26 protein-coding genes are annotated in these 23181 nt (G+C 51.2%); 7 read left to right on the forward strand and 19 right to left on the reverse strand.

Annotated features, from left to right (window positions below; translation table 11 throughout):
* The first annotated feature begins 139 nt into the window (after positions 1-139).
* Entirely contained in the window at positions 140-655 is a 516-nt protein-coding gene (luxS, locus tag RHD99_RS04630) for an S-ribosylhomocysteine lyase (protein WP_183270403.1), read from the forward strand.
* A gap of 120 nt (positions 656-775) precedes the next feature.
* Here luxS and emrB read toward each other — a convergent pair whose 3' ends face one another.
* The 14 genes from emrB to RHD99_RS04700 all read right to left on the reverse strand — a co-directional run bounded on the left by emrB (position 776) and on the right by RHD99_RS04700 (position 14939).
* Positions 776-2323, reverse strand: coding sequence for a multidrug efflux MFS transporter permease subunit EmrB (emrB, locus tag RHD99_RS04635; protein WP_183270402.1), 1548 nt, complete (start codon positions 2321-2323; stop codon positions 776-778).
* 15 nt (positions 2324-2338) lie between these two features.
* Positions 2339-3511 (reverse strand): multidrug efflux MFS transporter periplasmic adaptor subunit EmrA, encoded by a 1173-nt coding sequence (emrA, locus tag RHD99_RS04640; protein WP_309877647.1) that lies wholly within the window; start codon positions 3509-3511, stop codon positions 2339-2341.
* 132 nt (positions 3512-3643) lie between these two features.
* Entirely contained in the window at positions 3644-4174 is a 531-nt protein-coding gene (gene mprA, locus RHD99_RS04645; protein ID WP_183270400.1) for a transcriptional repressor MprA, read from the reverse strand.
* 86 nt (positions 4175-4260) lie between these two features.
* Positions 4261-4602, reverse strand: coding sequence for an L-valine transporter subunit YgaH (gene ygaH / locus RHD99_RS04650; protein ID WP_309877648.1), 342 nt, complete (start codon positions 4600-4602; stop codon positions 4261-4263).
* The gene (locus tag RHD99_RS04655) at positions 4599-5339 is read right to left on the reverse strand and encodes an AzlC family ABC transporter permease (protein ID WP_309877649.1); all 741 of its coding nucleotides are present in this window, start codon (positions 5337-5339) and stop codon (positions 4599-4601) included. Before RHD99_RS04655 ends, ygaH begins: the two co-directional genes overlap by 4 nt.
* A 124-nt stretch (positions 5340-5463) precedes the next feature.
* A complete protein-coding gene (locus RHD99_RS04660; protein ID WP_183270397.1) occupies positions 5464-6639 on the reverse strand; it encodes an MFS transporter in 1176 nt (391 codons plus the stop codon).
* A gap of 253 nt (positions 6640-6892) precedes the next feature.
* A complete protein-coding gene (gene proX, locus RHD99_RS04665) occupies positions 6893-7885 on the reverse strand; it encodes a glycine betaine/L-proline ABC transporter substrate-binding protein ProX (RefSeq protein WP_309877650.1) in 993 nt (330 codons plus the stop codon).
* 57 nt (positions 7886-7942) lie between these two features.
* Complete coding sequence (gene proW, locus RHD99_RS04670) at positions 7943-9022, reverse strand: glycine betaine/L-proline ABC transporter permease ProW (protein WP_309877651.1); 1080 nt, start codon at positions 9020-9022, stop codon at positions 7943-7945.
* On the reverse strand, positions 9019-10218 hold the full coding sequence (proV, locus tag RHD99_RS04675) for a glycine betaine/L-proline ABC transporter ATP-binding protein ProV (protein WP_309877652.1): 1200 nt from the start codon (positions 10216-10218) through the stop codon (positions 9019-9021). The genes proW and proV overlap by 4 nt, the downstream gene beginning before the upstream one ends.
* Before the next feature lie 319 nt (positions 10219-10537).
* On the reverse strand, positions 10538-11500 hold the full coding sequence (gene nrdF, locus RHD99_RS04680) for a class 1b ribonucleoside-diphosphate reductase subunit beta (protein WP_309877654.1): 963 nt from the start codon (positions 11498-11500) through the stop codon (positions 10538-10540).
* Positions 11501-11509: 9 nt separating this feature from the next.
* Positions 11510-13657: a class 1b ribonucleoside-diphosphate reductase subunit alpha gene (gene nrdE, locus RHD99_RS04685; protein WP_309877655.1), complete on the reverse strand. Its 2148-nt coding sequence runs from the start codon at positions 13655-13657 to the stop codon at positions 11510-11512.
* Entirely contained in the window at positions 13630-14040 is a 411-nt protein-coding gene (gene nrdI / locus RHD99_RS04690) for a class Ib ribonucleoside-diphosphate reductase assembly flavoprotein NrdI (RefSeq protein WP_309877658.1), read from the reverse strand. The genes nrdE and nrdI overlap by 28 nt, the downstream gene beginning before the upstream one ends.
* The gene (gene nrdH, locus RHD99_RS04695) at positions 14037-14273 is read right to left on the reverse strand and encodes a glutaredoxin-like protein NrdH (RefSeq protein ID WP_309877659.1); all 237 of its coding nucleotides are present in this window, start codon (positions 14271-14273) and stop codon (positions 14037-14039) included. Before nrdH ends, nrdI begins: the two co-directional genes overlap by 4 nt.
* A 234-nt stretch (positions 14274-14507) precedes the next feature.
* Positions 14508-14939, reverse strand: coding sequence for a carboxymuconolactone decarboxylase family protein (locus RHD99_RS04700; protein WP_183270389.1), 432 nt, complete (start codon positions 14937-14939; stop codon positions 14508-14510).
* A 132-nt stretch (positions 14940-15071) separates the two neighbouring features.
* On the opposite strand from RHD99_RS04700, the gene pdxR reads away from it, so the two are divergent.
* The gene (gene pdxR, locus RHD99_RS04705; protein ID WP_309879072.1) at positions 15072-16403 is read left to right on the forward strand and encodes a MocR-like pyridoxine biosynthesis transcription factor PdxR; all 1332 of its coding nucleotides are present in this window, start codon (positions 15072-15074) and stop codon (positions 16401-16403) included.
* 71 nt (positions 16404-16474) lie between these two features.
* On the opposite strand, the gene RHD99_RS04710 is transcribed toward pdxR, so the two are convergent.
* Positions 16475-16801: a DUF883 family protein gene (locus RHD99_RS04710; RefSeq protein ID WP_183270388.1), complete on the reverse strand. Its 327-nt coding sequence runs from the start codon at positions 16799-16801 to the stop codon at positions 16475-16477.
* A gap of 160 nt (positions 16802-16961) precedes the next feature.
* On the opposite strand from RHD99_RS04710, the gene RHD99_RS04715 reads away from it, so the two are divergent.
* Positions 16962-17303, forward strand: coding sequence for a DUF2002 family protein (locus RHD99_RS04715; protein WP_309877660.1), 342 nt, complete (start codon positions 16962-16964; stop codon positions 17301-17303).
* 54 nt (positions 17304-17357) lie between these two features.
* Here RHD99_RS04715 and alaE read toward each other — a convergent pair whose 3' ends face one another.
* Positions 17358-17813, reverse strand: coding sequence for an L-alanine exporter AlaE (gene alaE / locus RHD99_RS04720; protein WP_309877662.1), 456 nt, complete (start codon positions 17811-17813; stop codon positions 17358-17360).
* 335 nt (positions 17814-18148) lie between these two features.
* On the opposite strand from alaE, the gene RHD99_RS04725 reads away from it, so the two are divergent.
* Positions 18149-18436, forward strand: a complete 288-nt coding sequence (locus RHD99_RS04725; protein WP_064513252.1) for a DUF2623 family protein — start codon at positions 18149-18151, stop codon at positions 18434-18436.
* Positions 18437-18490: 54 nt separating this feature from the next.
* On the opposite strand, the gene RHD99_RS04730 is transcribed toward RHD99_RS04725, so the two are convergent.
* The 3 genes from RHD99_RS04730 to RHD99_RS04740 all read right to left on the reverse strand — a co-directional run bounded on the left by RHD99_RS04730 (position 18491) and on the right by RHD99_RS04740 (position 19977).
* Positions 18491-18670, reverse strand: coding sequence for a GDFGVC terminal motif YodC-like protein (locus tag RHD99_RS04730; RefSeq protein ID WP_183270385.1), 180 nt, complete (start codon positions 18668-18670; stop codon positions 18491-18493).
* A gap of 73 nt (positions 18671-18743) precedes the next feature.
* Complete coding sequence (locus RHD99_RS04735) at positions 18744-19268, reverse strand: rhodanese family protein (protein WP_309877665.1); 525 nt, start codon at positions 19266-19268, stop codon at positions 18744-18746.
* Between the two features lie 46 nt (positions 19269-19314).
* Positions 19315-19977: a GntR family transcriptional regulator gene (locus RHD99_RS04740; RefSeq protein WP_183270862.1), complete on the reverse strand. Its 663-nt coding sequence runs from the start codon at positions 19975-19977 to the stop codon at positions 19315-19317.
* A gap of 358 nt (positions 19978-20335) precedes the next feature.
* Between RHD99_RS04740 and RHD99_RS04745 the strand changes: the two genes are divergently transcribed.
* Genes RHD99_RS04745 through RHD99_RS04755 form a run of 3 tightly spaced genes read left to right on the forward strand, consistent with a single transcriptional unit; the run spans position 20336 to position 23180 of the window.
* On the forward strand, positions 20336-21577 hold the full coding sequence (locus tag RHD99_RS04745) for an NRAMP family divalent metal transporter (protein WP_183270382.1): 1242 nt from the start codon (positions 20336-20338) through the stop codon (positions 21575-21577).
* 10 nt (positions 21578-21587) lie between these two features.
* On the forward strand, positions 21588-22358 hold the full coding sequence (locus tag RHD99_RS04750; RefSeq protein WP_309877666.1) for a LamB/YcsF family protein: 771 nt from the start codon (positions 21588-21590) through the stop codon (positions 22356-22358).
* 12 nt (positions 22359-22370) lie between these two features.
* On the forward strand, positions 22371-23180 hold the full coding sequence (locus RHD99_RS04755) for a putative hydro-lyase (RefSeq protein ID WP_309877668.1): 810 nt from the start codon (positions 22371-22373) through the stop codon (positions 23178-23180).
* Position 23181 lies beyond the last annotated feature (1 nt).

A 23181-nucleotide genomic window follows, 5' to 3' on the forward strand; every position in this document is an offset into this window, starting at 1 on the left:
CCACAATCAATGTGGCCAAAATATACATCTCTGAATCAGGGATGATGATAATAAATGCGCGTCTTTCATATACTCAGAGTCGCCCAGGAAAGAATGGTTCATTTTATTTTTAAAAAAATCACTTATCGGAGGTGATCAGATGCCGTTGTTGGATAGCTTTACCGTTGACCATACCCGCATGGGCGCGCCAGCAGTGCGTGTGGCCAAAACAATGCATACGCCCCATGGCGATACTATCACTGTATTTGATCTGCGCTTTTGCATCCCGAACAAGGAAGTGATGCCAGAAAAAGGGATTCATACCCTTGAACACCTGTTTGCTGGTTTTATGCGCGATCACCTGAATGGGAATGGCGTAGAGATAATTGATATTTCACCGATGGGTTGTCGCACAGGTTTCTACATGAGCCTGATTGGCGTGCCAGAAGAGTCTCGTGTTGCTGATGCATGGAAAGCGGCGATGGAAGATGTGTTGAAGGTGAAAGAGCAAAACCAGATCCCAGAGTTGAACGTTTACCAATGTGGGACTTACCACATGCACTCGCTGCAAGAAGCGCAGGATATCGCGCGCCACATCCTTGAGCATGGTGTTAGCGTTAACAGCAATGAAGAATTGGCGCTGCCGAAAGAGAAGCTTCAGGAACTGCACATCTAGCTGTGACTATTCCGTGATTGATTTGGAGGGCCAATTTTGATTGGCCCTTTTTATTTGATCGGATAGCTGACGGGAAACGCTAAGCAAAAGGGGCCAATTGGCCCCTTTTGTATTACACACTTAGTGCGCTCCACCGCCGCCGCCACCGGCACCAAACGGTGGTTTGGCAAACCAAACCAGCCCCAGAAGCAGAATAAATATTCCCGCTGAAATCCAGAAAATCTCATTAGCTGAAATAATCAGCCCTTGATTGGTAATCTGCTGCGCAATATAGCCAGAGGCTTGCTGCGGCGACATGCCCAGATTTTCCAGCTGCGAATACATCTGTTGTGCGTTCGGGTTAAATGGCGAAACGGACTCCGTTAACTGCGCATGGTGCATTGCTTCGCGGTTAGTCCAAAGCGTCGTGGTGATTGACGTCCCAATCGAACCTGCAAGGGTTCGAGTGAAGTTCGACAAACTCGACGCGGCCGCCATACGTTCAGGTGGAAGCCCGGAAAGCGTAATGGTCGTCAGTGGCATAAAGAAGCATGCCACGGCGAAGCCCTGAATAAACTGTGGCCAGGCCGATGCGCCAAAATCCATTCCCGGTTCGAAGGTATATGCGCGCCAGTAGAAACACACCGCATACATAATAAAGCTGAACGTCACTAACCGTCGCATATCGAGCTTATGAGCAAAGCGCCCGATTATTGGCGATAACAAGACAGGAATAACCCCAACCGGTGCCGATGCCAGACCCGCCCAGGTTGCTGTATAGCCATATACCTCCTGCAATAGCTGCGGCAGCAAAACAATTGCGCCGAAGTAGAGCATGTAGGCGAGACTGATACACAGACAGCCGATGGTAAAGTTTCGCGACTTAAACAACGACAGATCAACGATGGGGTTATCGTCGGTTAGCTCCCACACAATCAAGAAGCTAATCGCCACCACCGCGACGATGGTCAAAACGATGACTTCCGTTGAGTTAAACCAATCCAGCTCTTTACCGCGGTCGAGCATGATCTGCAGGCTACCAATCCCAACAACCAGCAAGGCAAGGCCGATGGCGTCGATACGGCGGTTCTCGGTCTTAGTCTCACGGCCACGCAGCGTTTGCAGTGTCAGCAACACCACCACGGCACCGATTGGCACGTTGATAAAGAAGATCCAGCCCCAGTGATAGTTATCACTGATATAGCCGCCGAGAATAGGCCCACAGATTGGCGCCACAATAACTGTCATAGACCACAGCGCCAGCGCAATACTTCGCTTCGCAGGGGGATAGTTATTGAGCAGTAGACTCTGCGAGAGTGGTATCAGCGGCCCGGCAACGATCCCCTGGATTACGCGGAAGAAAATCAGCATCTCCAGACTTTTAGAGACGCCGCAAGCCCATGAAGCCAGCACGAACAAAATCGTCGACCACATGAACAACTTCACTTCACCAAGGCGTTTTGCCAGCCACCCGGTGATTGGAATTGAGATGGCATTTGCCACCCCAAACGACGTAATCACCCATGTCCCCTGGCTCAGCGATGAGCCAAGGTTCCCTGCGATCGTCGGTATTGCCACGTTGGCGATGGTGGAGTCCAGCACCTGCATAAAGGTCGCCAATGACAAGGCGATGGTCATGATGACCAGTGGCGCACCTTCCAGCGGCGTCAGCGGTTTTTGCTGTTTCATACAAGCTCCGCTTTGTTAACCCGCATTGGCCTGGATGATGTTATTGATAAGCGCGTTGACGGGCGCAAGATTCAGCTCGCGCGCGTTGCTTTCATACACTGGAGAGCTACGCGTTTCATTTGCCAACATACTGCCATCACGGTTACTGGTATCTACCGTCACTAACGTGGACAGCCCAATACGCAGCGGATGCTGTTCAAGCTGCTTGGCATCCAGTTCAATACGCACCGGCAAGCGCTGAACAACTTTGATCCAGTTACCCGTCGCGTTTTGTGCAGGCAGCAGTGAGAATGCGCTCCCCGTGCCCATATCGAGGCCCACAACTTTACCGGTGTATTCGACTTTGTCGCCGTAGATATCACTGACGACCGTCGCCGGTTGGCCAATACGCATATGCGCAAGCTGCGTCTCTTTGAAGTTCGCATCAACCCACAAGCCATTTGCAGGCACAATCGCCATCAGTGGTGTTGTTGGGCTAATCTGCGCACCCACTTGCACCACACGGCGTGAAACATAACCGGTCATTGGGCTGACAATCTTAGTCCGTTGCAGTGCCATCCAGGCGTTACGCAACTCGGCAGCCGCTTGTTTAACACTTGGCTGATCTTCGAGTTTTGTTCCGAGGATCATTGCCTGATTGGCATTAAATTGTTGAATGGCAACATCCAGTTGCGCTTGAGCCGATGCGACGGCATCTCGGGCGTGTTGCAATTCTTCGCGGCCAATCAGGTTAGCATTACCCAACGGCACACGGCGATTAAGGTCACTTTGAGCCTGAGCAAGAGAGGTCTTTTGCAGCTCAATATTGGCCTGATATTGCTTACTGTTAATCATTAACTGACGAGTCTGGCGTACGCTTGAAGCCAGCACCGTTTGTGCTTGTTCAAAAGCTTGCTCAGCGTCAGCCTGGTCCAGAGTGACCAAAACATCGCCTTGTTTAACGAAGTCGGTATTATCTGCCCAAACTTTGGTTACGCTTCCGGAAACCTGGGCCATTATCTGCACCTGATTACCGGCCACATACGCATCATCCGTATTTTCGTAGTGACGTAACACTAGAAACCAATAAATCCCATATGCCACAGCAATAATTACAAACAACAAGGTCAATATAAGCAAGGCACCTTTACGTTTGCCTTTTTTATTGCCCGGTTGTTGCGGGGTTTGAGTCTCCGCATGTGCGCTCATGCTTATCTCCACACTTTTTTATTATAGTGATCGGCTGAGCCGACCTGTTAGACCTAACAGGCCAGCAAGGTGAGTTGCTGGCCTGTCAGTATTTTTTCTTTGGGGCACTACGATAGAACGCGTTGACAGCTCTTAGCGCACGGCTTCAAGTACAGTCTGGTTTTCATCCATTTCATCAAGGCGGGTGAGCAGTTTGCGGGTAATGTCTTCCAGTTGCTCTTTTTCCGAACCACTCAGCGAGGACCACAGTTCATGCAAGCAGTGGTGCTGCGGTGGTAATACCTGACGCAAGAATTCATGACCTTTTTCGGTCAAATGCAGATGCAGGCAGCGGCGATCGTTATCGCTTTCACGACGCTCAATCCAGCCACGCTTTTCTAACTCATCGGCAATTCGGGTTGCATTGGTACGAGATGAACCTAACGCACAACTCAACTCTGAAGGCTGGATACTATGATTTTCCTGCGATTCAAGAGTGATCAACGCCATAAATAGCGTCTCGTTAATCCCTTGAGCTTTCAGCATTTTATTGCGGTTTTCCAAAAGCTTGCCTTGCATATGCATGCACAGGCGCGTCAGCAGAATTTCCTGGTATGGGAAATCCTCGTAGCGTTTGGCGCGAAATTTTAGCATTTGTTCAATGGGCGTAAACGAACTATCCATTTTGGCATAACCTCATTAGTTGCGGTCGATATAGTAACGATGGTGACAAATAAAGTAAATGTATTGTTTATACGTTTTTTTATTTGTCAGATTGATATCACCATCATGAGTTTCCAGGTTAATCCATAACCCAGAGCACTTAATAGTGTCGGGATAATGATGCTACGAGTCTTATAAAAGCTCAGCCCGAGAATGATAAAGCCCATCAGCGTTGGGACCAGACGCTGCGCGTCGTGCATGATCTCCGGCACGCTCGAAACCACCAACAACGCGCAGATTGATGCGATTCCGATACTGTCGAACAGCACGCCCGTCGCCCCTCGTTTGGCCGGACGAGTGGTATTTGCCCTGATGCGCAGAGGCAAATATCGAAACAGATAGTTGGCAAGCCCGACCAGCAGACCCAGTAAAAGCACTTGTGTACTCATCCGGGTTCTCCTTGATAAAACGCCTGCACCAATGCTGCCAGGCATCCACAGACAATCCCCGCAAGAATGGCGACAGGAATGGACACCAGCGTAACGCCCAACAGTGCCCCCGCAAGCGATGCGGTAACGGTCCAGGATTGTTTCCGCTGGAACGACGCCAACAGAAAACTCATGAACAGAGCAGGCAACATAAACCCTAACGCCGCTTCAACGGCGGGCAGATTATCCAGCAAGCCATTCCCCGACCATGAACCCAGCGCGGTGCCTAAAACCCATGAGAACCACGAGCTGAAGGCGATACCGATCATCCAGTTTTCGCTCCAGCGGCGGTTATCGCGGACCAGTTTCGCAGTGGCGGCGGCAAAAACCTCATCGGTCAGGCCGAATGCCCAAATCGCAGTTTTGGGTTTACTCAACTGGCGAGTCATTCGTTGATGCAGGGAAGGGCCATATAAGACGTGGCGCACATCCATTGCCATAACCGTAAAGGCGGCAACCCATAAAGAGCTACCAGCCGCCAGCAAAGCTGTAATAACAAACTGGCTGGCACCAGCATAAATAATGCAGGAGAAAAATAGACTTTCGAGCGGGGTAAATCCTAACTTGGTGGCATTAAGTCCGAACGCAAAGGCTACCGGGATATAGCTGATGACAATGGGTATACTGTCTTTAAATCCTTCAGCCAGGGTCGCATTGTTTTGATTATTTTCTAATTGAACTGTTTCAGGACTATCCATATTAAATATTTATATATAACTGACGGTAATGTCACTCGAATGAACCAACAGGGATAACCTTAACAGACTGGTACGACCCTTAATACCCCAAATTATTCTCAGTGACTTTATAGGATTAGTCACATCACGGTTGGCGGTGATAACCACGCCACCACACTACTAAATTTAGTAGGGCTACAATGGCACCTGCTGCGCACACGCCAAACCATCCTGCGTGCTGATATGCGCTGGCTGAAATAACAGAGCCCGCAGCACCCCCAATGAAATAGCTGGTCATATAACCGGCAGTCAGACGATTTCGCGCATCCGGCATCATGCGATAGATAACCGTTTGGTTAGTGATATGCACACCCTGAACTGTTAAATCGAGTACCAGTATCCCAATGATGAGCGCGATAACGGAATACTGCCCCATCGCCGTTGCAATCCACGACAGAAGCAACAGTACCAATCCGATGGTGGTCGTGAGATGGGCTTTACCTTTATCGGCAAATCCGCCTGCGGGACGTGCACCCAATGCTCCTGCTGCACCGGCGAGGCCAAATAAACCAATCACCCCTTCCGAGAAGTTAAACGGTGGTGATGCCAGCAGAAATGCCATCGATGTCCAAAGAATGCTGAAGTTGGCAAAAGTCAGGCAGCCGAGCAGCGCGCGGGTACGCAGCAGCGGATTTTTGATAAACAGGCTGAATACTGAAGAGAGCAATTGCGGATAGTTTAAATGAGTCTCGGACTTCACTTTCGGCAAACCACGCCACAAAGCCAGCGCCATCACTACCATTAACACACTCGCGACCCAATAAACGGTACGCCATCCGCCCAGGCCTGCCAGTAGCCCGGCCACAGTACGTGCCAGCAAAATTCCCAGCAGTAACCCGCTCATAATAGTGCCGACGACTTTGCCTCGTTTTTCTGGCTCAGCAAGCGTTGCGGCTAACGGGACGAGGATTTGTGCCACGACCGAGAACAAACCGGTGAGTGCGGTGCCCAGAATCATCATCCACAGCGTCTGGCTGAGAGCCACAATCACCATGCCGCCGGCAGCCAGCAGCGTCATAAAGACAATGAGTCCGCGGCGTTCAAACATATCACCCAGCGGTACCAGGAACAGCAAACCGACGGCGTAGCCTAACTGCGCGGCGGTAACGATAAATCCGGCCTGGTTAATCGAAAGGGAAAAGGCATGAGCAATGGTGTCGAGCAGGGGTTGTGCGTAGTAGTTGCTAGCAACGGCTAAACCCGTGGCGAGAGACATCAGGACGATCAGCGCGGGGCTCAGTCCTTGAGTGGAATTTTTCATTCTATTTCTTCGGTTTGTGATGATAGAACCGGAATAATAGCGAAAATTAGTGAGGCAAGGGGTCGGATTGTGCGGTTTGTTTTAGTTGGGTGCGCCCTCATCCCGGCCTTCTCCCCCAGGAGAAGGAGAAAACCGACTATATCCTTAAGGAGAAGGAGATAACTGACTATCCCCTCTCTCTAAGGGTGAGGGAGAAAACTGACCATGCCCTCTCCTGGGGGAGAGGGTTAGGGTGAGGGCGCTCTTAACGTATTTACTTCGTAGCTAACGCTTCATTCACCCAGCCGTCAAACTCAGCCTGGTGCGCTTTAATCCAGCCATCAACGTGACCCTGAATATCCGCTTCTGACGCTTTACCATTGTGCATCATCGCATTCTCCGCGTTGATATCCGCCAGTGGCAGTTTCATCAAGCTAAACAGTTTCGCCGCCTGCGGGTTTTTCTCGGCCCAGGCTTTGTTGGCAACGATATGCATGGTGTTCACAGGGAAGCCATAATTGGCACCATTTGGCAGTTTGGTATCCACCTCTTTTTGTTTACCAGGCATAGAAGAGAACGGCACTTGCAGCCACACCACATCTTTACCCGGAACCATCACATCACTCACCCAATAAGGGGTCCAGGTGTAGTACAGGATTGGCTTGCTTTGTTTGTAGCGGGCAATCGTGTCGGCAATCAGTGCTGAATAGTTGCCCTGATTATGTTCCACGGTATTGGTCAGGCCGTAAGCACCAATCTGGTGATTGATAACCGCTTCGCAACCCCAGCCAGGCGTACACCCGGTTAAATCCGCTTTACCGTCGCCGTTGGTATCAAACAGCTTGGCGATCTTCGGATCTTTTAGCTGCGCGATATTGGTAATTTTGTATTGCTCAGCCGTTTTTTTATCAATCAGATAACCCTGCGCGGCACCCTGAACGTAGGTGCCTTCACGGTAGAATTTCTTGTCACCGCCTGCGGCTTCAAACATATCGTCATGCAGCGGCTTCCAGTTGGTGGCGATAAACGTGGTATCGCCTGCGGCCATGGAGGTGTACGCCACGTTGTAATCCACTTCACTAGGTTTGCTAACGGTATAACCCAGTTTCTCCAGGCCACGGCTCACCAGTAAAGTCTGGAATGATTCTTCTGAGATGGTGCTTTGTGCAGGCTGAACCGTAATACCTTTACCCGGCAAATCGGCGGCAAAAGCGCTGGTGGTTACGAGGGTGGCAAGGGCTGTAGCGATAATCGTCGTGTGTCGCATCGTTATTCCTTTTTAATGGTGATGGGGCGTGCGGCGGCACGAATGCCGCCAGCATGCTTATTTGATGAAGGGACGGGTCAAAAGACCAATTGGGCCGGTGTTGTACCAGCGGCGATTGCCACGGCTGCGCGAATCGCGGCCAATGGACTGAGTTAAGCGGTCGAGAATAATCGCCAGGATAACGATCCCGACGCCGCCGACGGTCGCAAGACCCATATCGAGGCGGCCAATACCACGCAGTACCATCTGTCCAAGACCGCCGACGGCAATCATAGACGCGATAACAACCATTGAAAGCGCCAGCATCAACGTCTGGTTTACGCCCGCCATAATGGTTGGCATCGCCAGCGGCAACTGAACTTTAAACAGCATCTGGCGCGGGCTTGCGCCAAACGAACGTGACGCTTCAATCAAATCTTCCGGGACCTGCTTAATCCCCAGAATCGTCAGACGCACAATCGGTGGCAGAGCAAAAATAATCGTCACGACAACACCCGGTACGTTACCGATACCGAACAGCATCACGATCGGCACCAGATAAACAAACGCCGGAGTGGTCTGCATTGCATCTAACAGCGGACGAATGATCTTCGCGGCACGCTCGCTTCTGGCAAGCCATATACCGAGCGGCAAACCAATAATCATGCAAAACAGCAGAGCAGTCAGAACTAACGCCAGCGTCACCATCGCCTGCGACCACGCGCCAATCGCGCCAATGGCAATCAACGAAACTAACGTCGCAATCCCCATTCCCAGGCTGGACATCTGCCATGCAATTAACGCAAACAGGATGATCGCCACAGGCGCAGGCATCCCCAGCAAAAAGTGCTGGAAGCCACTGAGGATGTAGTCCACCGGCACACGAATCCCCTGGAACACCGGGCGGAAGTGAGTCACCACCCAGTCGATACCGTGTGTCACCCAGCTATCGAGTGGGATCAGTGTCTTATGAAACGGATCCAGAATATTGAAATGCTCTGGAGCAGGTGCCGGGGCTGCATTCAGCCAATCTGCACTACTGCTTGCAGCCGGTGTGGACGCAGCCTGGCTACCCCACGCATCGGCGGTTGCTGCGGCTTGATTTGTTGTTGCGTCGGCAGTCGCACTGCCGGTATCCCACGGATTTGATGCACTCATTGACTTACCCCCTCACGATCTAACGCCTGCAGCAGAACCCCTTTCGAGATAATGCCCACGTACTGACTCTCTTCCCCAACAACCGGAACCGCACACGGTGCCTGGCCTACATGGGTGAGAAGATCGCTCAGTGACGTATCAGCGGAAACGGCCGCTGGAGATTCGAGGTAAGCATTGTCCAGACCCTGGCCCGTAGCGAGTGCGGCTTTCAGTGAATCAGTCGAGACAATCCCGAGAAATTTCTGCCCACGTTCAATGACATAACCGAATTCACGGTCTTCATCTTGCAGCAGTTTGAGTGCCGAGCGTGGGCCAAAACCGGCGGTTTTGCGCAGTAGGCCAGCCGGGTTACGACGGGCAATATCTTTCGCGCTAAACACCTGGCTAATATCCACACCGCGGAAGAAGGTGCGCACATAATCATTCGCCGGATTATTTAAAATTTCATCCGGTGTACCGACTTGCACAACTTCACCACCTTGCATAATGGCAATACGGTCGCCAATACGCATTGCTTCATCCAAATCGTGGGAAATAAATACAATGGTACGTTGATGTTTCGCCTGCAATTTAATTAACTCATCCTGCATCTCAGTACGAATTAATGGATCGAGGGCAGAGAAGGCTTCATCCATCAATAATATATCTGGATTAATTGCCAAAGCACGGGCCAAACCAACACGCTGACGCATACCGCCGGAAAGCTCATCGGGATAAGCGTGGGCATAATTTTCAAGCCCAACCTGACGCAATGCATCAAGCGCTTTTTCCTGACGTTCTTTTAATGCAATTCCGGCTAATTCCATACCAAAAGCGGTATTATTTAACACCGTCATATGTGGCATCAGAGCAAAGGACTGGAATACCATGGAGATCTTATTTTTGCGTACTTCACGGAGTTCCGCGTCTGATATTTTGGCGATGTCAACGCCATCAATCAGTACCTGTCCACGGGTTGGTTCAATCAGGCGATTGAGAAGGCGAACCATGGTGGATTTACCAGAACCTGATAACCCCATGATGACAAAAATCTCGCCTTCTTCAATTGCCAGACTGGCGTCTTTCACGCCAAGCGACAGCCCTGTTTTCTCCAGTAATTCAGCTTTTGAAATGCCCTTTTCGATATATTTGAATGCGCGCTGTGGATGCTCACCAAATACCTTATATAAATTCTTCACTTCAAGTTTAATTGCCATGCAATAAAGTTATTCCTGTATTTATATATTTATACACAATTCCTGATGGAAATATTCACTGCATATACCCTAACATACTCAGAATCTGAGACAACCCTCCATTTCCGATATATCCAATATCCGTGACAGCGATGTGGCCGACATTTCCCATGAGTAAAGGGCTGAGAGCAATTCAGAGAAAGATGATATTTTTTGTAACGAGGAGGGTAATTAGCCTGAATGGGGTGATATTCAGGCTAAAATGTAAGGTTTTATTTTGTATTGTTGATAGGAAATATCTCAGTCAAAAATATACAAAATATCTCTGGCATTTTCTCGATTAAAAATCCCAATCTTCGTCAACTGTTTCCACCGCTTTCCCCATCACATAAGACGAACCAGAACCTGAGAAAAAGTCATGGTTTTCGTCAGCGTTTGGCGAAAGTGCTGCGAGTATCGAAGGGTTCACCTCACTCATTTCAGGCGGGAACAGCGCGTTGTAGCCCAGGTTCATCAACGCCTTATTCGCGTTGTAACAAAGAAACGCTTTCACCTCATCCTGCCAGCCAACGCCACCGTACAGCGCATCGGTATATTCCACTTCGTTATCGTAAAGATCCATCAGCAACTCGAAGGCGAAGTTCTGCAACTCGGCCTGGCGTTCCAGACTTTGTTGGGCCAGTGATTTCTGGAACTTATATCCGATGTAATAACCGTGCACCGCCTCGTCACGAATAATCAGGCGGATAAGATCTGCCGTATTAGTCAATTTGCCACGGCTTGACCAATACATCGGTAAATAAAAGCCTGAATAAAATAAAAAGGACTCCAGAAATACGCTGGCAATTTTCTTCTTCAGCGGGTCATCAGCATGATAATGCGCAAGGATAATTTGCGCCTTGCGTTGCAACGGCGCATTTTCCTCACTCCAGTCGTAGGCGGCATCAACATCTTTGGTTTGGCAAAGTGTTGAGAAAATCGAACTGTAGGAGCGGGCATGTACCGCCTCCATAAAGCTCACATTCGACAGCACCGCTTCTTCATGAGGTGTTATCGCATCCGCCATCAACACGGGTGCCCCTACGGTATTCTGGATGGTGTCCAGCAATGTCAGCCCGGTAAACACGCGAATGGTGAGTTGCTGTTCGTCGTGCGTCAGCGACTGCCACGCCGGAATGTCGTTGGACAAGGGCACTTTCTCGGGAAGCCAGAAGTTGCTGGTCAGGCGGTTCCACACTTCGAGGTCTTTCTCATCCTCGATTTTATTCCAGTTGATGGCACTTACGCGGCTTAACTCAGTCATGTTCTCTCCTTATAAAGCGCAGGAAACGCAGCCCTGAACTTCGGTGCCTTCCAGCGCCATCTGGCGCAAGCGAATGTAATAGAGCGTTTTAATGCCTTTCTTCCAGGCGTAAATCTGCGCTTTGTTAATATCGCGAGTCGTTGCGGTATCGCGGAAAAAGAGTGTCAGCGACAGCCCTTGATCGACATGACGTGTGGCTTGCGCGTAAGTGTCGATGATTTTTTCTGGGCCAATGTCGTAGGCGTCCTGGTAAAACTCCAGATTGTCGTTGGTCATAAACGGAGCCGGATAATAAACGCGCCCGGTTTTTCCCTCTTTGCGGATCTCAATGCGCGAGACGATAGGGTGAATACTCGACGTCGCGTGATTGATATAAGAAATCGATCCGGTCGGCGGAATGGCCTGCAAATTTTGGTTATACAGACCGAACTCCATGACATCGTCGCGCAACTGCTGCCACTGCTCGCGTGTTGGAATATCGATACCCGCACTGGCGAATAACTCGCGCACTTTTTGGGTTTTCGGCTGCCAGCTTTCTTGCAGATATTGGCGGAAGTACTCACCGTTCGCGTAACGTGATTGTTCAAAACCGGCAAAGCGCTGTTTGCGTTCCCGCGCCAGCAAATTTGATGCACGTATGGCGTGCCAGGTGACGGTGTAAAAATAGAAATTAGTGAAATCCAGCCCTTCAGCAGAGCCATAAGCAATACCTTCGCGTGCCAGATAACCGTGTAGATTCATCTGCCCGAGGCCAATGGCGTGCGAAGCGGAATTTCCGGCCTCAATAGAAGGCACTGAGCGAATATGGCTCATATCGGAAACCGCCGTCAGCCCACGGATCGCCGTCTCTATGGTCTGGCCAAAATCAGGCGAATCCATGGTGTGGGCGATATTTAGCGAGCCGAGATTACAGGAGATATCTTTGCCAACCTGCGCATAATCGAGGTTTTCGTCATACGTCGAAGCGCTATTCACCTGCAAAATTTCTGAGCACAGATTGCTCATATTAATGCGCCCGGCAATCGGGTTTGCGCGGTTGACCGTATCTTCAAACATGATGTACGGATAACCGGACTCAAACTGGATTTCCGCCAGTGTCTGGAAGAAATCGCGCGCGTTAATAAAGGTCTTACGGATGCGTTCGTCTGCCAACATTTCCTGATACAAATCGCTGACTGCAATATCGCCAAACGGCTTCCCATAAATACGCTCGACATCGTAAGGCGAGAAGAGCGCCATCGGATGATTATCTTTTGCCAGCTGGAAAGTGATATCCGGGATCACCACGCCCAGCGAGAGCGACTTAATGCGGATTTTCTCGTCAGCATTTTCACGCTTGGTATCGAGAAAACGTAAAATATCGGGATGGTGCGCGTGCAGATACACGGCCCCGGCGCCCTGACGCGCACCGAGCTGGTTGGCGTAAGAAAACGCATCTTCCAGCATTTTCATCACCGGGATCACGCCGGATGACTGGTTTTCGATACGTTTAATCGGTGCACCGACTTCTCGCAAATTCGAGAGCAAGAAAGCCACGCCGCCACCGCGTTTCGAGAGCTGAAGTGCCGAGTTCACCGCGCGGCCAATCGATTCCATATTGTCTTCGATTCGCAGCAAGAAGCAGGAAACGAATTCGCCGCGCTGCATCTTTCCGCAGTTCAAAAAAGTCGGCGTTGCAGGCTGGAAACGACCACTGAGCATCTCATCCATCAGGCGATTTGCCAGATTCTCGTCACCTTGTGCAAGGGTAAGCGCCACCATGCAAACTCGGTCCGGGAAGTGTTCCAGATATTCTTTGCCGTCATAAGATTTCAGCGTGTAGCTGGTGTAATACTTCCACGCGCCGAGAAATGTCTGGAACTGGAAACCGCTGTTGTGGGCTTTTTCAAATAGCGCTGTGACAAAACGGCTTTCGTAACGTTGCAGCACGGCGTTGTCGTAATAACCTTCTGCCACCAACCACTCGAGGCGAGCCTGCTGATGGGGAAAGTGGCGCGAACGGGGCAGCACATGCTGTTTATGGAAGTGTTCTATTGCCAGTTTGTCTTTCTCAAACTGGATCCGCCCTTCGGAATCATAGAGATTCAACATGGCGTTGAGCGCGTGAAAATCCGCGCTTTCCGTCGCCATTACGCTGATAGCTTCTGTCGTTGCCAAAATTCTTTGACTCCCTTACGCACGTTTTCGATGTCCTGCTCGGTGCCCAATAGCTCAAAACGATAGAGATACGGCACCTGGCATTTTTGGGCTATCACGTCGCCCGCCCGGCAAAAACCTTCGCCAAAGTTACGATTTCCGCTGGCGATAACGCCCCGCAGTAATGCACGGTTGGTCGCATTATTTAAAAATCGAATCACCTGGGCGGGCACTGAACCTGCAATTCCGCCACCGCCGTAGCTCGGCACTACCAAAATGTAGGGTTCCGTAACGATCAGCCGCTGTCTTAGCTCCAGCGGGATACGCAGCGCGGGCAGTCCCAGGCGCTCAACAAAGCGCAGGGTATTTTCCGAGGTGCTCGAGAAGTAGACGAGATGACTCATGCGCTGACTCGAGCGCGCAGGCGGTTGATCATGTCCGGGCGAAACCCGCTCCAGCTTTCCTGATCGGTAATGACGACCGGCAACTGGCGATAACCTTGAGCGCGCAAATCGTCCGCTGCTTCTGGGGTTAAATCGAGATTAACCAGCTCAAAAGTGAATCCACGACTTTCGATTGCGCGTTTGGTGGCGTGGCATTGGACACAGTCATTTCGAGTGTATATGGTAATGCGCATGATTCTTATTCTCTTTGTGGTTGAGAATATGAATACTAGATGTGGGAATGAAAATTATCAACCATACAAGATATGGTATTTTGGCGAGGGGTGTTTTACTCCTTCTCCTGGGGGAGAAGGTTGGGATGAGGGCTAATTGTAGCGAAACAACCCTCACCCTAACCCTCTCCCAGAGGGAGAGGGAACTGTCGGTTTTCTCCTTCTCCCTCTGGGAGAGGGGGCAACACGACCAAACTACATACGCATACTGATCGCCAGACGATTAAACGCGTTCATCAGGCTGGCGGTAAACGTCAAATCGCTAATTTCCTGGGCGGTAAAGAATTGCAGCAACGGTTGGTACACCGCATCTTCGGCGCCACCTTCGGTAATGAGTGTGACGGCTTCAGCCCAGGCGAGTGCTGCGCGCTCTTTGTCGCTGAAGTGATGACTCACTTTCCAGCCCGCGAGTGCATCCAGTTTGGTCTGGTCAACGCCATCTTTGCGTAAGGCTTTTGAGTGCATTTCCAGGCAATAGGCGCAGCCGTTAATTTGCGAGACACGCAGGAAAACCAGTTCAATCATGGTTGAACCCAGTGAGCTGGATTCCAGGCCTTTCAGCGCCTGAAGCATTGGCTTAAATACTGCTGGGGAAAGGTCAAAGTAGGGCTGGCGTAATTCGATCATGGTGTTGTTCCTCATGTTGGTGTGCGGACAATTTAGCACTATGATGGACTACTAAAGAGAGCCATAAATTAACTTAAAAAGCAGGCCATAATGGCAAAGTCGAATGAACTCGTGGTCAGTGCTCACCACGCTATCCCGCGTTATCAACAAATCGCCAGGCAACTCAAACAGGCAATCAGTGACGGTGAGCTGGTGGCCGGGAGCCGTTTGCCATCAAGCCGCACCATGGCGCTGGAACTCGGTGTGGCACGGGCGACAGTGGAAAACGCCTATGGAGAACTGGTGGCACAAGGCTGGCTGGAAAGACGCGGCCAGGCTGGAACGTTTGTCAGTCCTTCCGTCACATCGGGGGCCAATAACGTGGCGAATGCATTGAGCCAACCACAAGGTGCGCCGCGTCCGTTTCAAATGGGGTTGCCCGCCCTTGATGCTTTTCCGCGAGGGTTGTGGGCGCGAGTTATGGGACGGCGTCTCCGTCTGCAAACCCGCTATGACCTGGTCATGCCCGAAGCTAACGGCGAATCGACACTGCGCCAGGCCATTGCCGACTATTTACGTTTTTCGCGCAGTATTGACTGCCAGCCGGAGCAGATATTTATCACCGCCGGTTTTCAGGCTGCGATGCGGCTGGTGGTGCATACGCTGGCAAAACCAGGGGATGGAATATGGCTGGAAGATCCCGGCTACCGCTATGTGCGTCCGGTTTTCGACGAAGCAGGAATGGCGTTGCATCCCGTCCCCGTCGATGGCGAAGGGATGCAAATTGAATACGGGATAGAGCATTTTCCTGACGCTCGTTTTGCGCTACTTACGCCCGCGCACCAAAGCCCGCTTGGCGTGGCGTTGTCGCTAACACGCCGCCATCAACTACTCGACTGGGCGGCGGCCAACCAAAGCTGGGTGATTGAAGACGATTACGACAGCGAGTTTCGCTACCACGGGAAACCCTTACCCCCGATAAAAAGCCTCGATGGCCCGCAGCGAGTGATCTACGCCGGAACATTCAGCAAATCACTGTTTCCGGCACTGCGCGTCGCCTGGTTGGTGGTGCCGCAACAGCTGGTCGAGGCATTCTCACGGCATACGCATTTCTTACCTTGCACCGCCCCGTTACTGATTCAGCAAACCATTGCCGATTTTCTTCGCGAGGGCCACTTTTGGCGGCATTTGAAAAAAATGCGTTTGTGCTACAGCGAGCGACGCGTATGGCTGGAACAGGCACTGCGAGAGCAAGGGTTCGATGTCGTGCCGCAAGCCGGAGGCATTCAACTGGTGATGCGTGTCCGTGGCGATGAGCGCGAATGGGTGGCTAAAGCTCGCGAAGTGGGGCTGGCGGTGCAGGCATTAAGTGACTGGCGAATGGTGTCAAAAGGGGAAGGGGGGATTTTGATGAGTTTTACTAATCTGACTTCGCCGTCACTTGCGCGACAGGCCGCAAAGCAATTGCGTGAGGCGATCAGCTGAGGACGGAAAATAAAAACCCCGGAAAGGTTTCCGGGGTCAGACGCATATTTATTATCACTACGCTTTTATGACTAACGTCGGGACGCTAGTAAAGCCCCGATGAAGATACCCACGGCGGCGCTAATACCTACGCTCTGCCAGGGTTTGTCGCGCACATAAGTATCAGCGCAACCGATCGCATCACAAGCGGCTTGTTTTACTCGGGTGCGACCCTGAAGGCGAGCACGCGTCTCTTTCAATAGAGATTCCGCTTTTTTGCGGGCGGCTTCCCCTTCTTCTTTAACATCGCTACCGAACGATTTGAGAACCTCTTCCAGGGTGTCAGCCAGTTGGTTCACGTCACGGTTAATATCATCAACACCTTCGTCTACATCATTTCGATTTACGCGGTTAAACATTAGTTTCTCCCTTTTTGCGATGTACTACTCAGTGTAGACCATAATATTGAGTTATGAGGGCGTTCACTCTCTTTCGTGGTCTTTTTGGACTAATCTGAAAGCGTTGCTAATGCTGGATATTGTAAGGTTGCGCTGCAATAAAAGATGATGAGGAAAAAATATGTATCTACGACCCGATGAGGTGGCCCGCGTCCTTGAAAAAGCCGGTTTTACCATGGATGTTGTCACACCCAAAACGTACGGATATCGCCGTGGCGAAAATTACGTGTATGTCAATCGTGAAGCGCGTATGGGACGAACTGCGCTTATCATTCACCCGACGCTAAAAGAACGAAGCCAAACCCTGGCAGAACCAGCGACGGACGTTAAAACTTGCGATCATTACCAACAATTTCCACTCTACCTGGCAGGCGTTACTCATCAGCATTACGGTATTCCGCACGGCTTTAGTTCACGCATTGCGCTGGAGCGTTATTTGTCTGGTTTGTTTGGCGAGCATTAATCGAAACCGGCGTTGTTGCACGTCATGGCGCAACGCTAACCCCCTTGAGCGTGCTCAAACCCCAGCTTTTGCATTCCGGTAACCGCTGATACGGAACAGACGGCGGCAATAATCCAGAAAATAGCCATACGCTGCACCCATAAGCATCGACACAATAATGTTCGAGCTCACCGCAGCCGCTATCTGGTTCCAGTCAGCGCCGACCGACCACAAAATGACAACGTAAACCGGTGACTGGAAAGTCACGTAAGCCAGCACGTCTGCAAGATTTTTTGCCCAGTTAGACTGGCTGTAGCGTTTAGTGAAACGCATAAACGCGTCGCGATAAAAACCGTAGGGCCAGGCAATCAATATATTGACGGGAATGGCAACCAGACGTGAAGAGAGTGACTGCTCAAAGCTCATTCCGGAGAGGAAAATCTCTATCATCATGTTTACAGCCGAGCAATACACCACCATTGCAAAAGTATCCGCAACTGCATGGCGCAAGCGTGACTCAGGAGAAAACATTATTCCGACTCCATATGAAAATTAGAGAGATGCACTACCCGCAAGCGCTAATGGCAGTGCTAACAAATGGTTTAATTTTGTTCAACTAGATTATATCGCTGCTTGTAATTGGACAATTAGTGATAAATTTTTATTTACCGCCATTTTGTCAATAAAATCCGCTAAATGGGACAGAACAGGCAGAGTTTCCTGATTTTGTCGTTTAGCTATTAATTTTCAGTTGTAAATCATATGGTTATATTTTCACCGGCTGCCGCTGTTTTTTGGGCTATCCAGCACCTGATTTTTCGTTATATAATTATTTATATAACGAAAGGGCGGACGGGAGCATTCAAGTGGATAACCATTTTGGTAAGGGATTGATGGCAGGGCTAAAAGCCCGTGAAGCTGACAGTGTCACCAGGGTGACTCGCTTCTGTTCGGACTATAAACGTGGTTTTGTTCTGGGGTTTAGCCATCGCATCTCGGAACAAACCGGTGACCGCCAACGTGCTGCATGGGAAGCAGGCGTTTTGACGCGTCGCTACAACCTCGATAAAGAGTTGGTCGCCGATTTTTTCAAAGAAGTGAATGCTGACACCGCAGTGAAATGTTTTTTTGCCGGATATGAAAGAGGGTACTGATTGAACGTGTCAGTTTCAGGCGGGGAAGAGGTCGCCCGCCTGAAAATCACATCATTAGCAAACGCCAAAATCGTCGTCTTCTTTATACAAAGTCACGTCTTCCGCTTTTAGCGTGACTTTTTCACCGCTCAAAATATTCCGGGGGGTACAGAAAAGTGTATCTCCCTGAACATCCAGCACTTCATATTTCGGGCCACCTTGCTTGGGTTGCACCAAATCGCCAGCTTTGAACATAATTAACCTCGTTTAATCGACACAATGTATACCGTTAACCATAGTCCAAAGCGGCTGGTTTTATACTTGAGAGTTAGCGCTTATTCCACGGCATAATGGCCAGCAAGCGAGCCATGCCGCAAAAACCGCTGATACCTGCAAACAACAAACCTGCCCCCACAAATCCCGACAGTAAAAAGAAACCAGGGTGAATAGCAAAACCGAGTATCACCCCTGCGAGAATCAGTGTCCCTGCGGCTATCTGCACCTGGCGCATTAACGGCAAAGGCTGCGATTTATCCGCGAGTATTTCCTGACCATCTTTCTTCCACGCCGTTAATCCACCTTCAATCAACAAGACTTTGGCTGGAGCCACCGCATCCGCCAGCTTCTGCGCATTTTGAGCGGTGCGCATGCCGGACTGGCAATAAAAAATGACCGTATCGAAGGGATCAAACGGGCCAAGCCTGTCGCCATTTTCGATGGCAGAAAGTGACAGTAAATGTGCCTCGGCAATATTCTCGCGCGCATATTCGTCACGCTCGCGGATATCAATCAACGCAGCGCCTTTGGCGACCAGGACTTTGGCTTCGGCTGGGGAAATAGTCTGAATAGTCATGCGGTTCCTTACAGATATTACTGACGTATTATTCATCGCCCATCCATCAGGACGATTGTTGGTGTCTGGACCAGGCCGCCAGTACCGTACGCTCGGATAGCTCAAGATATTCCATCATGGTGTGGGCGGCTTTTTCATTTTGGTCATCAATCAGCAGCGCCAGGATGTGGGCGTTTTTCTCAATATACGGGGCGTAGAGAATTTCTGGATCGTTAAGATGACCGAATACCAGCCGCAGTTCTGCGGAGATATTGCGGTACAGGCGTGTCAGGCGTTCACTGTCAGCCAGCTCAACAATCGCGGTATGAAACTTCATATTCGCGGTGCCGACATTACGCCAGTTGCTGAGCTTGCGATATTCGCGCGCCTCTTCAACGGCTGCGGCCATTTTTGCTACCGCCGGATGTAACGGGTAGGCATGCGTCAGCGCATCACACTCAATCAGACGCCGAATGCGGTAAATATCTAAAATCGCTGCCATATCTGGCACTGCCACGTAAACCCCACGGTTCGGTTCATAGCGCAGCAACCCTTCCTGGGTCAGCATGCGAAACACTTCACGTAGCGTATTGCGCGAAATATCCAGCTGTTCGCTGAGCGCCGTTTCAGACAGGCGTGCGCCAGGGGCGAGCTCGCCGACGATAATTTTCTGGCGGATGGTTTCAGCGATTTTCTCGCCCAGCATTTGAGCGGACACATCTTTCTTCATGGGGTTCTGCGCGGTGGCCTCGTGAGCGGCAATCTTCACATATTAGCCTGGTAGCGGCAAGGCATTGAGATGATGGGATTATTTCAATTTCATGCACTATAAATGCGCATGAATGCATTTTTATGCACATTAGTGGTGCAAATCTTCATTTCCGGAAAGATAGCGAGCGGCAAAAAGTGATCTGTGTTGGCTTTTTATCATCGAGTTTTCGATTCTGTTTGTCTAATTAATCAACACTCACTAGGTTATTGTTCAACAATAATTTAATGTTTGATTAACAATTACCGATTTTACCTCAACGATGGTCCGCTTATTGCTTAACAGACAACGTCATAATTCTAATAACGGAGTGAGTCAGATGGCAGCGCAAGAAATCGAAAACAAATCCTTTGTCCAGAAGCGACGTTCGTCGCTGCTTGCGGCGATTTTCCTGATGGCGACCTCGGCTATTGGTCCGGGCTTCATCACCCAGACGGCCACCTTCACCGCCACCATGGGCGCGGCATTCGCCTTTGGTATTCTGGCCTCGATAATCATCGACTTTGTGGTGCAACAGAATATCTGGCGCGTGGTGACTGTGACGCGGATGCGCGCTTCTGATGTCGCTAACGAAGCGCTGCCGGGCAGTGGTTATCTGTTGGCGGTACTGGTGATTTTCGGTGGGCTGGTGTTTAACGTCGGCAACATTGCCGGGGCCGGTCTTGGCTTAAATGCCATGTTAGGGATTTCGCCAAAATGGGGCGGATTACTCAGCGCGATGCTTGCGATTTACATCTTCTCATCGCGTCGCGCCAGTACGGCTATCGACCGTCTGATTATTATCCTGGGTTTGGTGATGATCGGTCTGACGTTATATGTGGCGATAGTTTCGTCCCCACCGGTGGGCGAAGCGCTGCGCCAGAGCGTGTTCCCGGACACCATGAACTTTGCCATGATCACCACCATCGTAGGGGGCACGGTCGGGGGTTACATCTCCTATGCCGGTGCGCATCGCCTGTTGGATAAAGGCATGACGGGCGTTGAGAACATCGATGCGGTGTCGTCGGCAGCCACCAAAGGCATATTAGTGGTGGGATTGATGCGTTACGTGCTGTTCCTGGCGGTGCTGGGTGTTGTGGCAAGCGGCGTGACGTTAGACATTTCCAGCCAGGTTGCGAACCCGGCCTCACAAGCCTTCCAGCATGCAGTTGGCAGCTTTGGTGTGCGGATCTTTGGCTTTATCTTCTGGGCTGCGGCTCTCACCAGTGTCATTGGCGCAGCCTATACCTCGGTCAGCTTCATGACGGTATTTAATAAGAAGATGACTGAACGCCAGCGTAATATCGCGACCATCCTGTTTATTGCCGTATCGCTGGTGGTTTACCTGTTGCTGGGAACGGCACCGGCTGCATTGCTGGTCTTTGCGGGTGGATTCAACGGCCTGATCCTGCCAATCGGCCTGACCATTTTTGTCTACGTTGGCTGGAAACGCGCTGATTTGATGTCGGGTTATGTTTACCCGCGCTGGCTGCTGTGGACGGGCGTTGTGACCTGCGCACTGACCTGGTACATGGGCGCGATTTCCGTTGGCGCTATTTTTGACTTCCTGAAAGTTGTCTGAGGAAAAGCAGATGTTAAAAACGATTGATCTCAATAGCGATTTGGGAGAGAGCTTCGGGCAATGGAGCATGGGCGACGACGCCGCCATCCTTAAACTGGTGAGCAGCGCCAACGTAGCGTGCGGTTTTCACGCCGGGTCGCCCGCAGGCATGCTTGAAACCCTGAAAGCCGCCAAAGCTCAGGGCGTCACGGTTGGGGCGCACGTCGCCTATCCAGACCTTGTGGGATTTGGCCGTCGTAATATGGACATCGCAAGCGATGAGCTTACCGCCGACGTGATTTACCAGATTGGCGCGTTGCAAGGGTTGGCACGTGCGGCGGGGACGGAAGTGCGCTACGTCAAACCGCACGGCGCGCTTTATAACACCATTGCTTATAACGAGCGCCAGGCATTGGCGGTCATCGACGGGATCCTGGCTGTTGACCCGAACTTGCCGCTGGTGGGGCTGGCGGGTTCCCCAGTGCTGCAATGGGCGCAGCAAAAAGGGTTGAAAACGATTTCGGAAGCGTTCGCAGACCGTGCCTACCATGCGGACGGTACGCTGGTTTCCCGTCGGGAAGCGGGATCGGTTCTGCACGATGCGCAGCAGGTTGCAGAACGCATGCTGCAACTGATTACCGAAGGTGGCGTGTCATCAATCGAAGGAAAATTTACCCCGATTCAGGCGGAGTCTATCTGCGTACATGGCGATAGCCCAGGCGCGATAGCCATGGCACACCAGATCCGCACCTTGCTTGAAGCGCAGGGCATCGCCATCCGTTCATTTATTTCTCAGGCGTAAGGAGACGCGGCAATGAATGCACTCATGAAAGCCAGTCAGCAGGCAATTGCCGCTGCCCGCGAGGCTCGCCTTGCGATTCGTCACGGCTTTGATAAACCGACAGCCGGAATAGCCCCCGGCATGACCCAGGCGAATATGATTTGCCTGCCGCGAGACTGGGCGTTTGATTTCCTGCTGTATGCCCAGCGCAACCCGCAAAGCTGCCCAGTGCTGGATGTCATTGAAGCGGGAGGTTATCAAACGGTGCTGGCAGAAGGTGCCGATTTACGCACCGATATTCCCCGTTATCGCGTCTGGGAGCAGGGCAAACTGGTGGATGAAATCACCGATGCGCGTGCGGTCTGGGAACAACATCCTGATTTGGTGAGTTTTTTAATCGGCTGTAGCTTCACCTTTGAAACACCGCTGCGCGAAGCGGGCATCGACGTGCGTCATATTACTGACGGCTGTAACGTGCCGATGTACAAAACCAACCGCCTTTGCCGCCCGGCAGGCCGTTTGCAGGGAGAACTGGTCGTTTCAATGCGCCCAATCCCGGCAGACCGCGTGGCAGACGCCGTGATGATCAGTGGACGTTTCCCGGCCGTGCATGGTGCGCCGGTGCACATTGGCGAACCCCATCTGCTGGGCATCAGCGATCTTTCACGTCCTGACTTTGGTGATTCGGTGCGCATTGAACCGGGTGAAATCCCGGTGTTCTGGGCCTGTGGTGTGACTCCGCAAGCGGCAGTGATGAAATCGGGCGTCCCTTTTGCCCTCAGCCACGCACCGGGCCACATGTTTATTACCGATGTTCCTGATGCCGCCTGGCAGGGAGCGTGAA

The organism is Buttiauxella selenatireducens (assembly GCF_031432975.1).
Classification (GTDB): domain Bacteria; phylum Pseudomonadota; class Gammaproteobacteria; order Enterobacterales; family Enterobacteriaceae; genus Buttiauxella; species Buttiauxella selenatireducens.

Coding starts and splice junctions, on each gene's coding strand:
- emrA (WP_309877647.1), bottom strand. CDS start 3,511: ATGAGCGCACATGCGGAGACTCAAACCCCGCAACAACCGGGCAATAAA.
- mprA (WP_183270400.1), bottom strand. CDS start 4,174: ATGGATAGTTCGTTTACGCCCATTGAACAAATGCTAAAATTTCGCGCC.
- RHD99_RS04655 (WP_309877649.1), bottom strand. CDS start 5,339: ATGGATAGTCCTGAAACAGTTCAATTAGAAAATAATCAAAACAATGCG.
- RHD99_RS04700 (WP_183270389.1), bottom strand. CDS start 14,939: ATGATCGAATTACGCCAGCCCTACTTTGACCTTTCCCCAGCAGTATTT.
- RHD99_RS04755 (WP_309877668.1), top strand. CDS start 22,371: ATGAATGCACTCATGAAAGCCAGTCAGCAGGCAATTGCCGCTGCCCGC.
- proX (WP_309877650.1), bottom strand. CDS start 7,885: ATGCGACACACGACGATTATCGCTACAGCCCTTGCCACCCTCGTAACC.
- proV (WP_309877652.1), bottom strand. CDS start 10,218: ATGGCAATTAAACTTGAAGTGAAGAATTTATATAAGGTATTTGGTGAG.
- nrdH (WP_309877659.1), bottom strand. CDS start 14,273: ATGCGCATTACCATATACACTCGAAATGACTGTGTCCAATGCCACGCC.
- RHD99_RS04710 (WP_183270388.1), bottom strand. CDS start 16,801: ATGTTTAACCGCGTAAATCGAAATGATGTAGACGAAGGTGTTGATGAT.
- RHD99_RS04735 (WP_309877665.1), bottom strand. CDS start 19,268: ATGACTATTCAGACTATTTCCCCAGCCGAAGCCAAAGTCCTGGTCGCC.
- ygaH (WP_309877648.1), bottom strand. CDS start 4,602: ATGAGTACACAAGTGCTTTTACTGGGTCTGCTGGTCGGGCTTGCCAAC.
- RHD99_RS04740 (WP_183270862.1), bottom strand. CDS start 19,977: ATGAAGAAAGATGTGTCCGCTCAAATGCTGGGCGAGAAAATCGCTGAA.
- emrB (WP_183270402.1), bottom strand. CDS start 2,323: ATGAAACAGCAAAAACCGCTGACGCCGCTGGAAGGTGCGCCACTGGTC.
- RHD99_RS04730 (WP_183270385.1), bottom strand. CDS start 18,670: ATGTTCAAAGCTGGCGATTTGGTGCAACCCAAGCAAGGTGGCCCGAAA.
- proW (WP_309877651.1), bottom strand. CDS start 9,022: ATGAGTGCATCAAATCCGTGGGATACCGGCAGTGCGACTGCCGACGCA.
- RHD99_RS04715 (WP_309877660.1), top strand. CDS start 16,962: ATGTATCTACGACCCGATGAGGTGGCCCGCGTCCTTGAAAAAGCCGGT.
- nrdF (WP_309877654.1), bottom strand. CDS start 11,500: ATGACTGAGTTAAGCCGCGTAAGTGCCATCAACTGGAATAAAATCGAG.
- nrdI (WP_309877658.1), bottom strand. CDS start 14,040: ATGAGTCATCTCGTCTACTTCTCGAGCACCTCGGAAAATACCCTGCGC.
- alaE (WP_309877662.1), bottom strand. CDS start 17,813: ATGTTTTCTCCTGAGTCACGCTTGCGCCATGCAGTTGCGGATACTTTT.
- RHD99_RS04660 (WP_183270397.1), bottom strand. CDS start 6,639: ATGAAAAATTCCACTCAAGGACTGAGCCCCGCGCTGATCGTCCTGATG.
- RHD99_RS04745 (WP_183270382.1), top strand. CDS start 20,336: ATGGCAGCGCAAGAAATCGAAAACAAATCCTTTGTCCAGAAGCGACGT.
- luxS (WP_183270403.1), top strand. CDS start 140: ATGCCGTTGTTGGATAGCTTTACCGTTGACCATACCCGCATGGGCGCG.
- RHD99_RS04750 (WP_309877666.1), top strand. CDS start 21,588: ATGTTAAAAACGATTGATCTCAATAGCGATTTGGGAGAGAGCTTCGGG.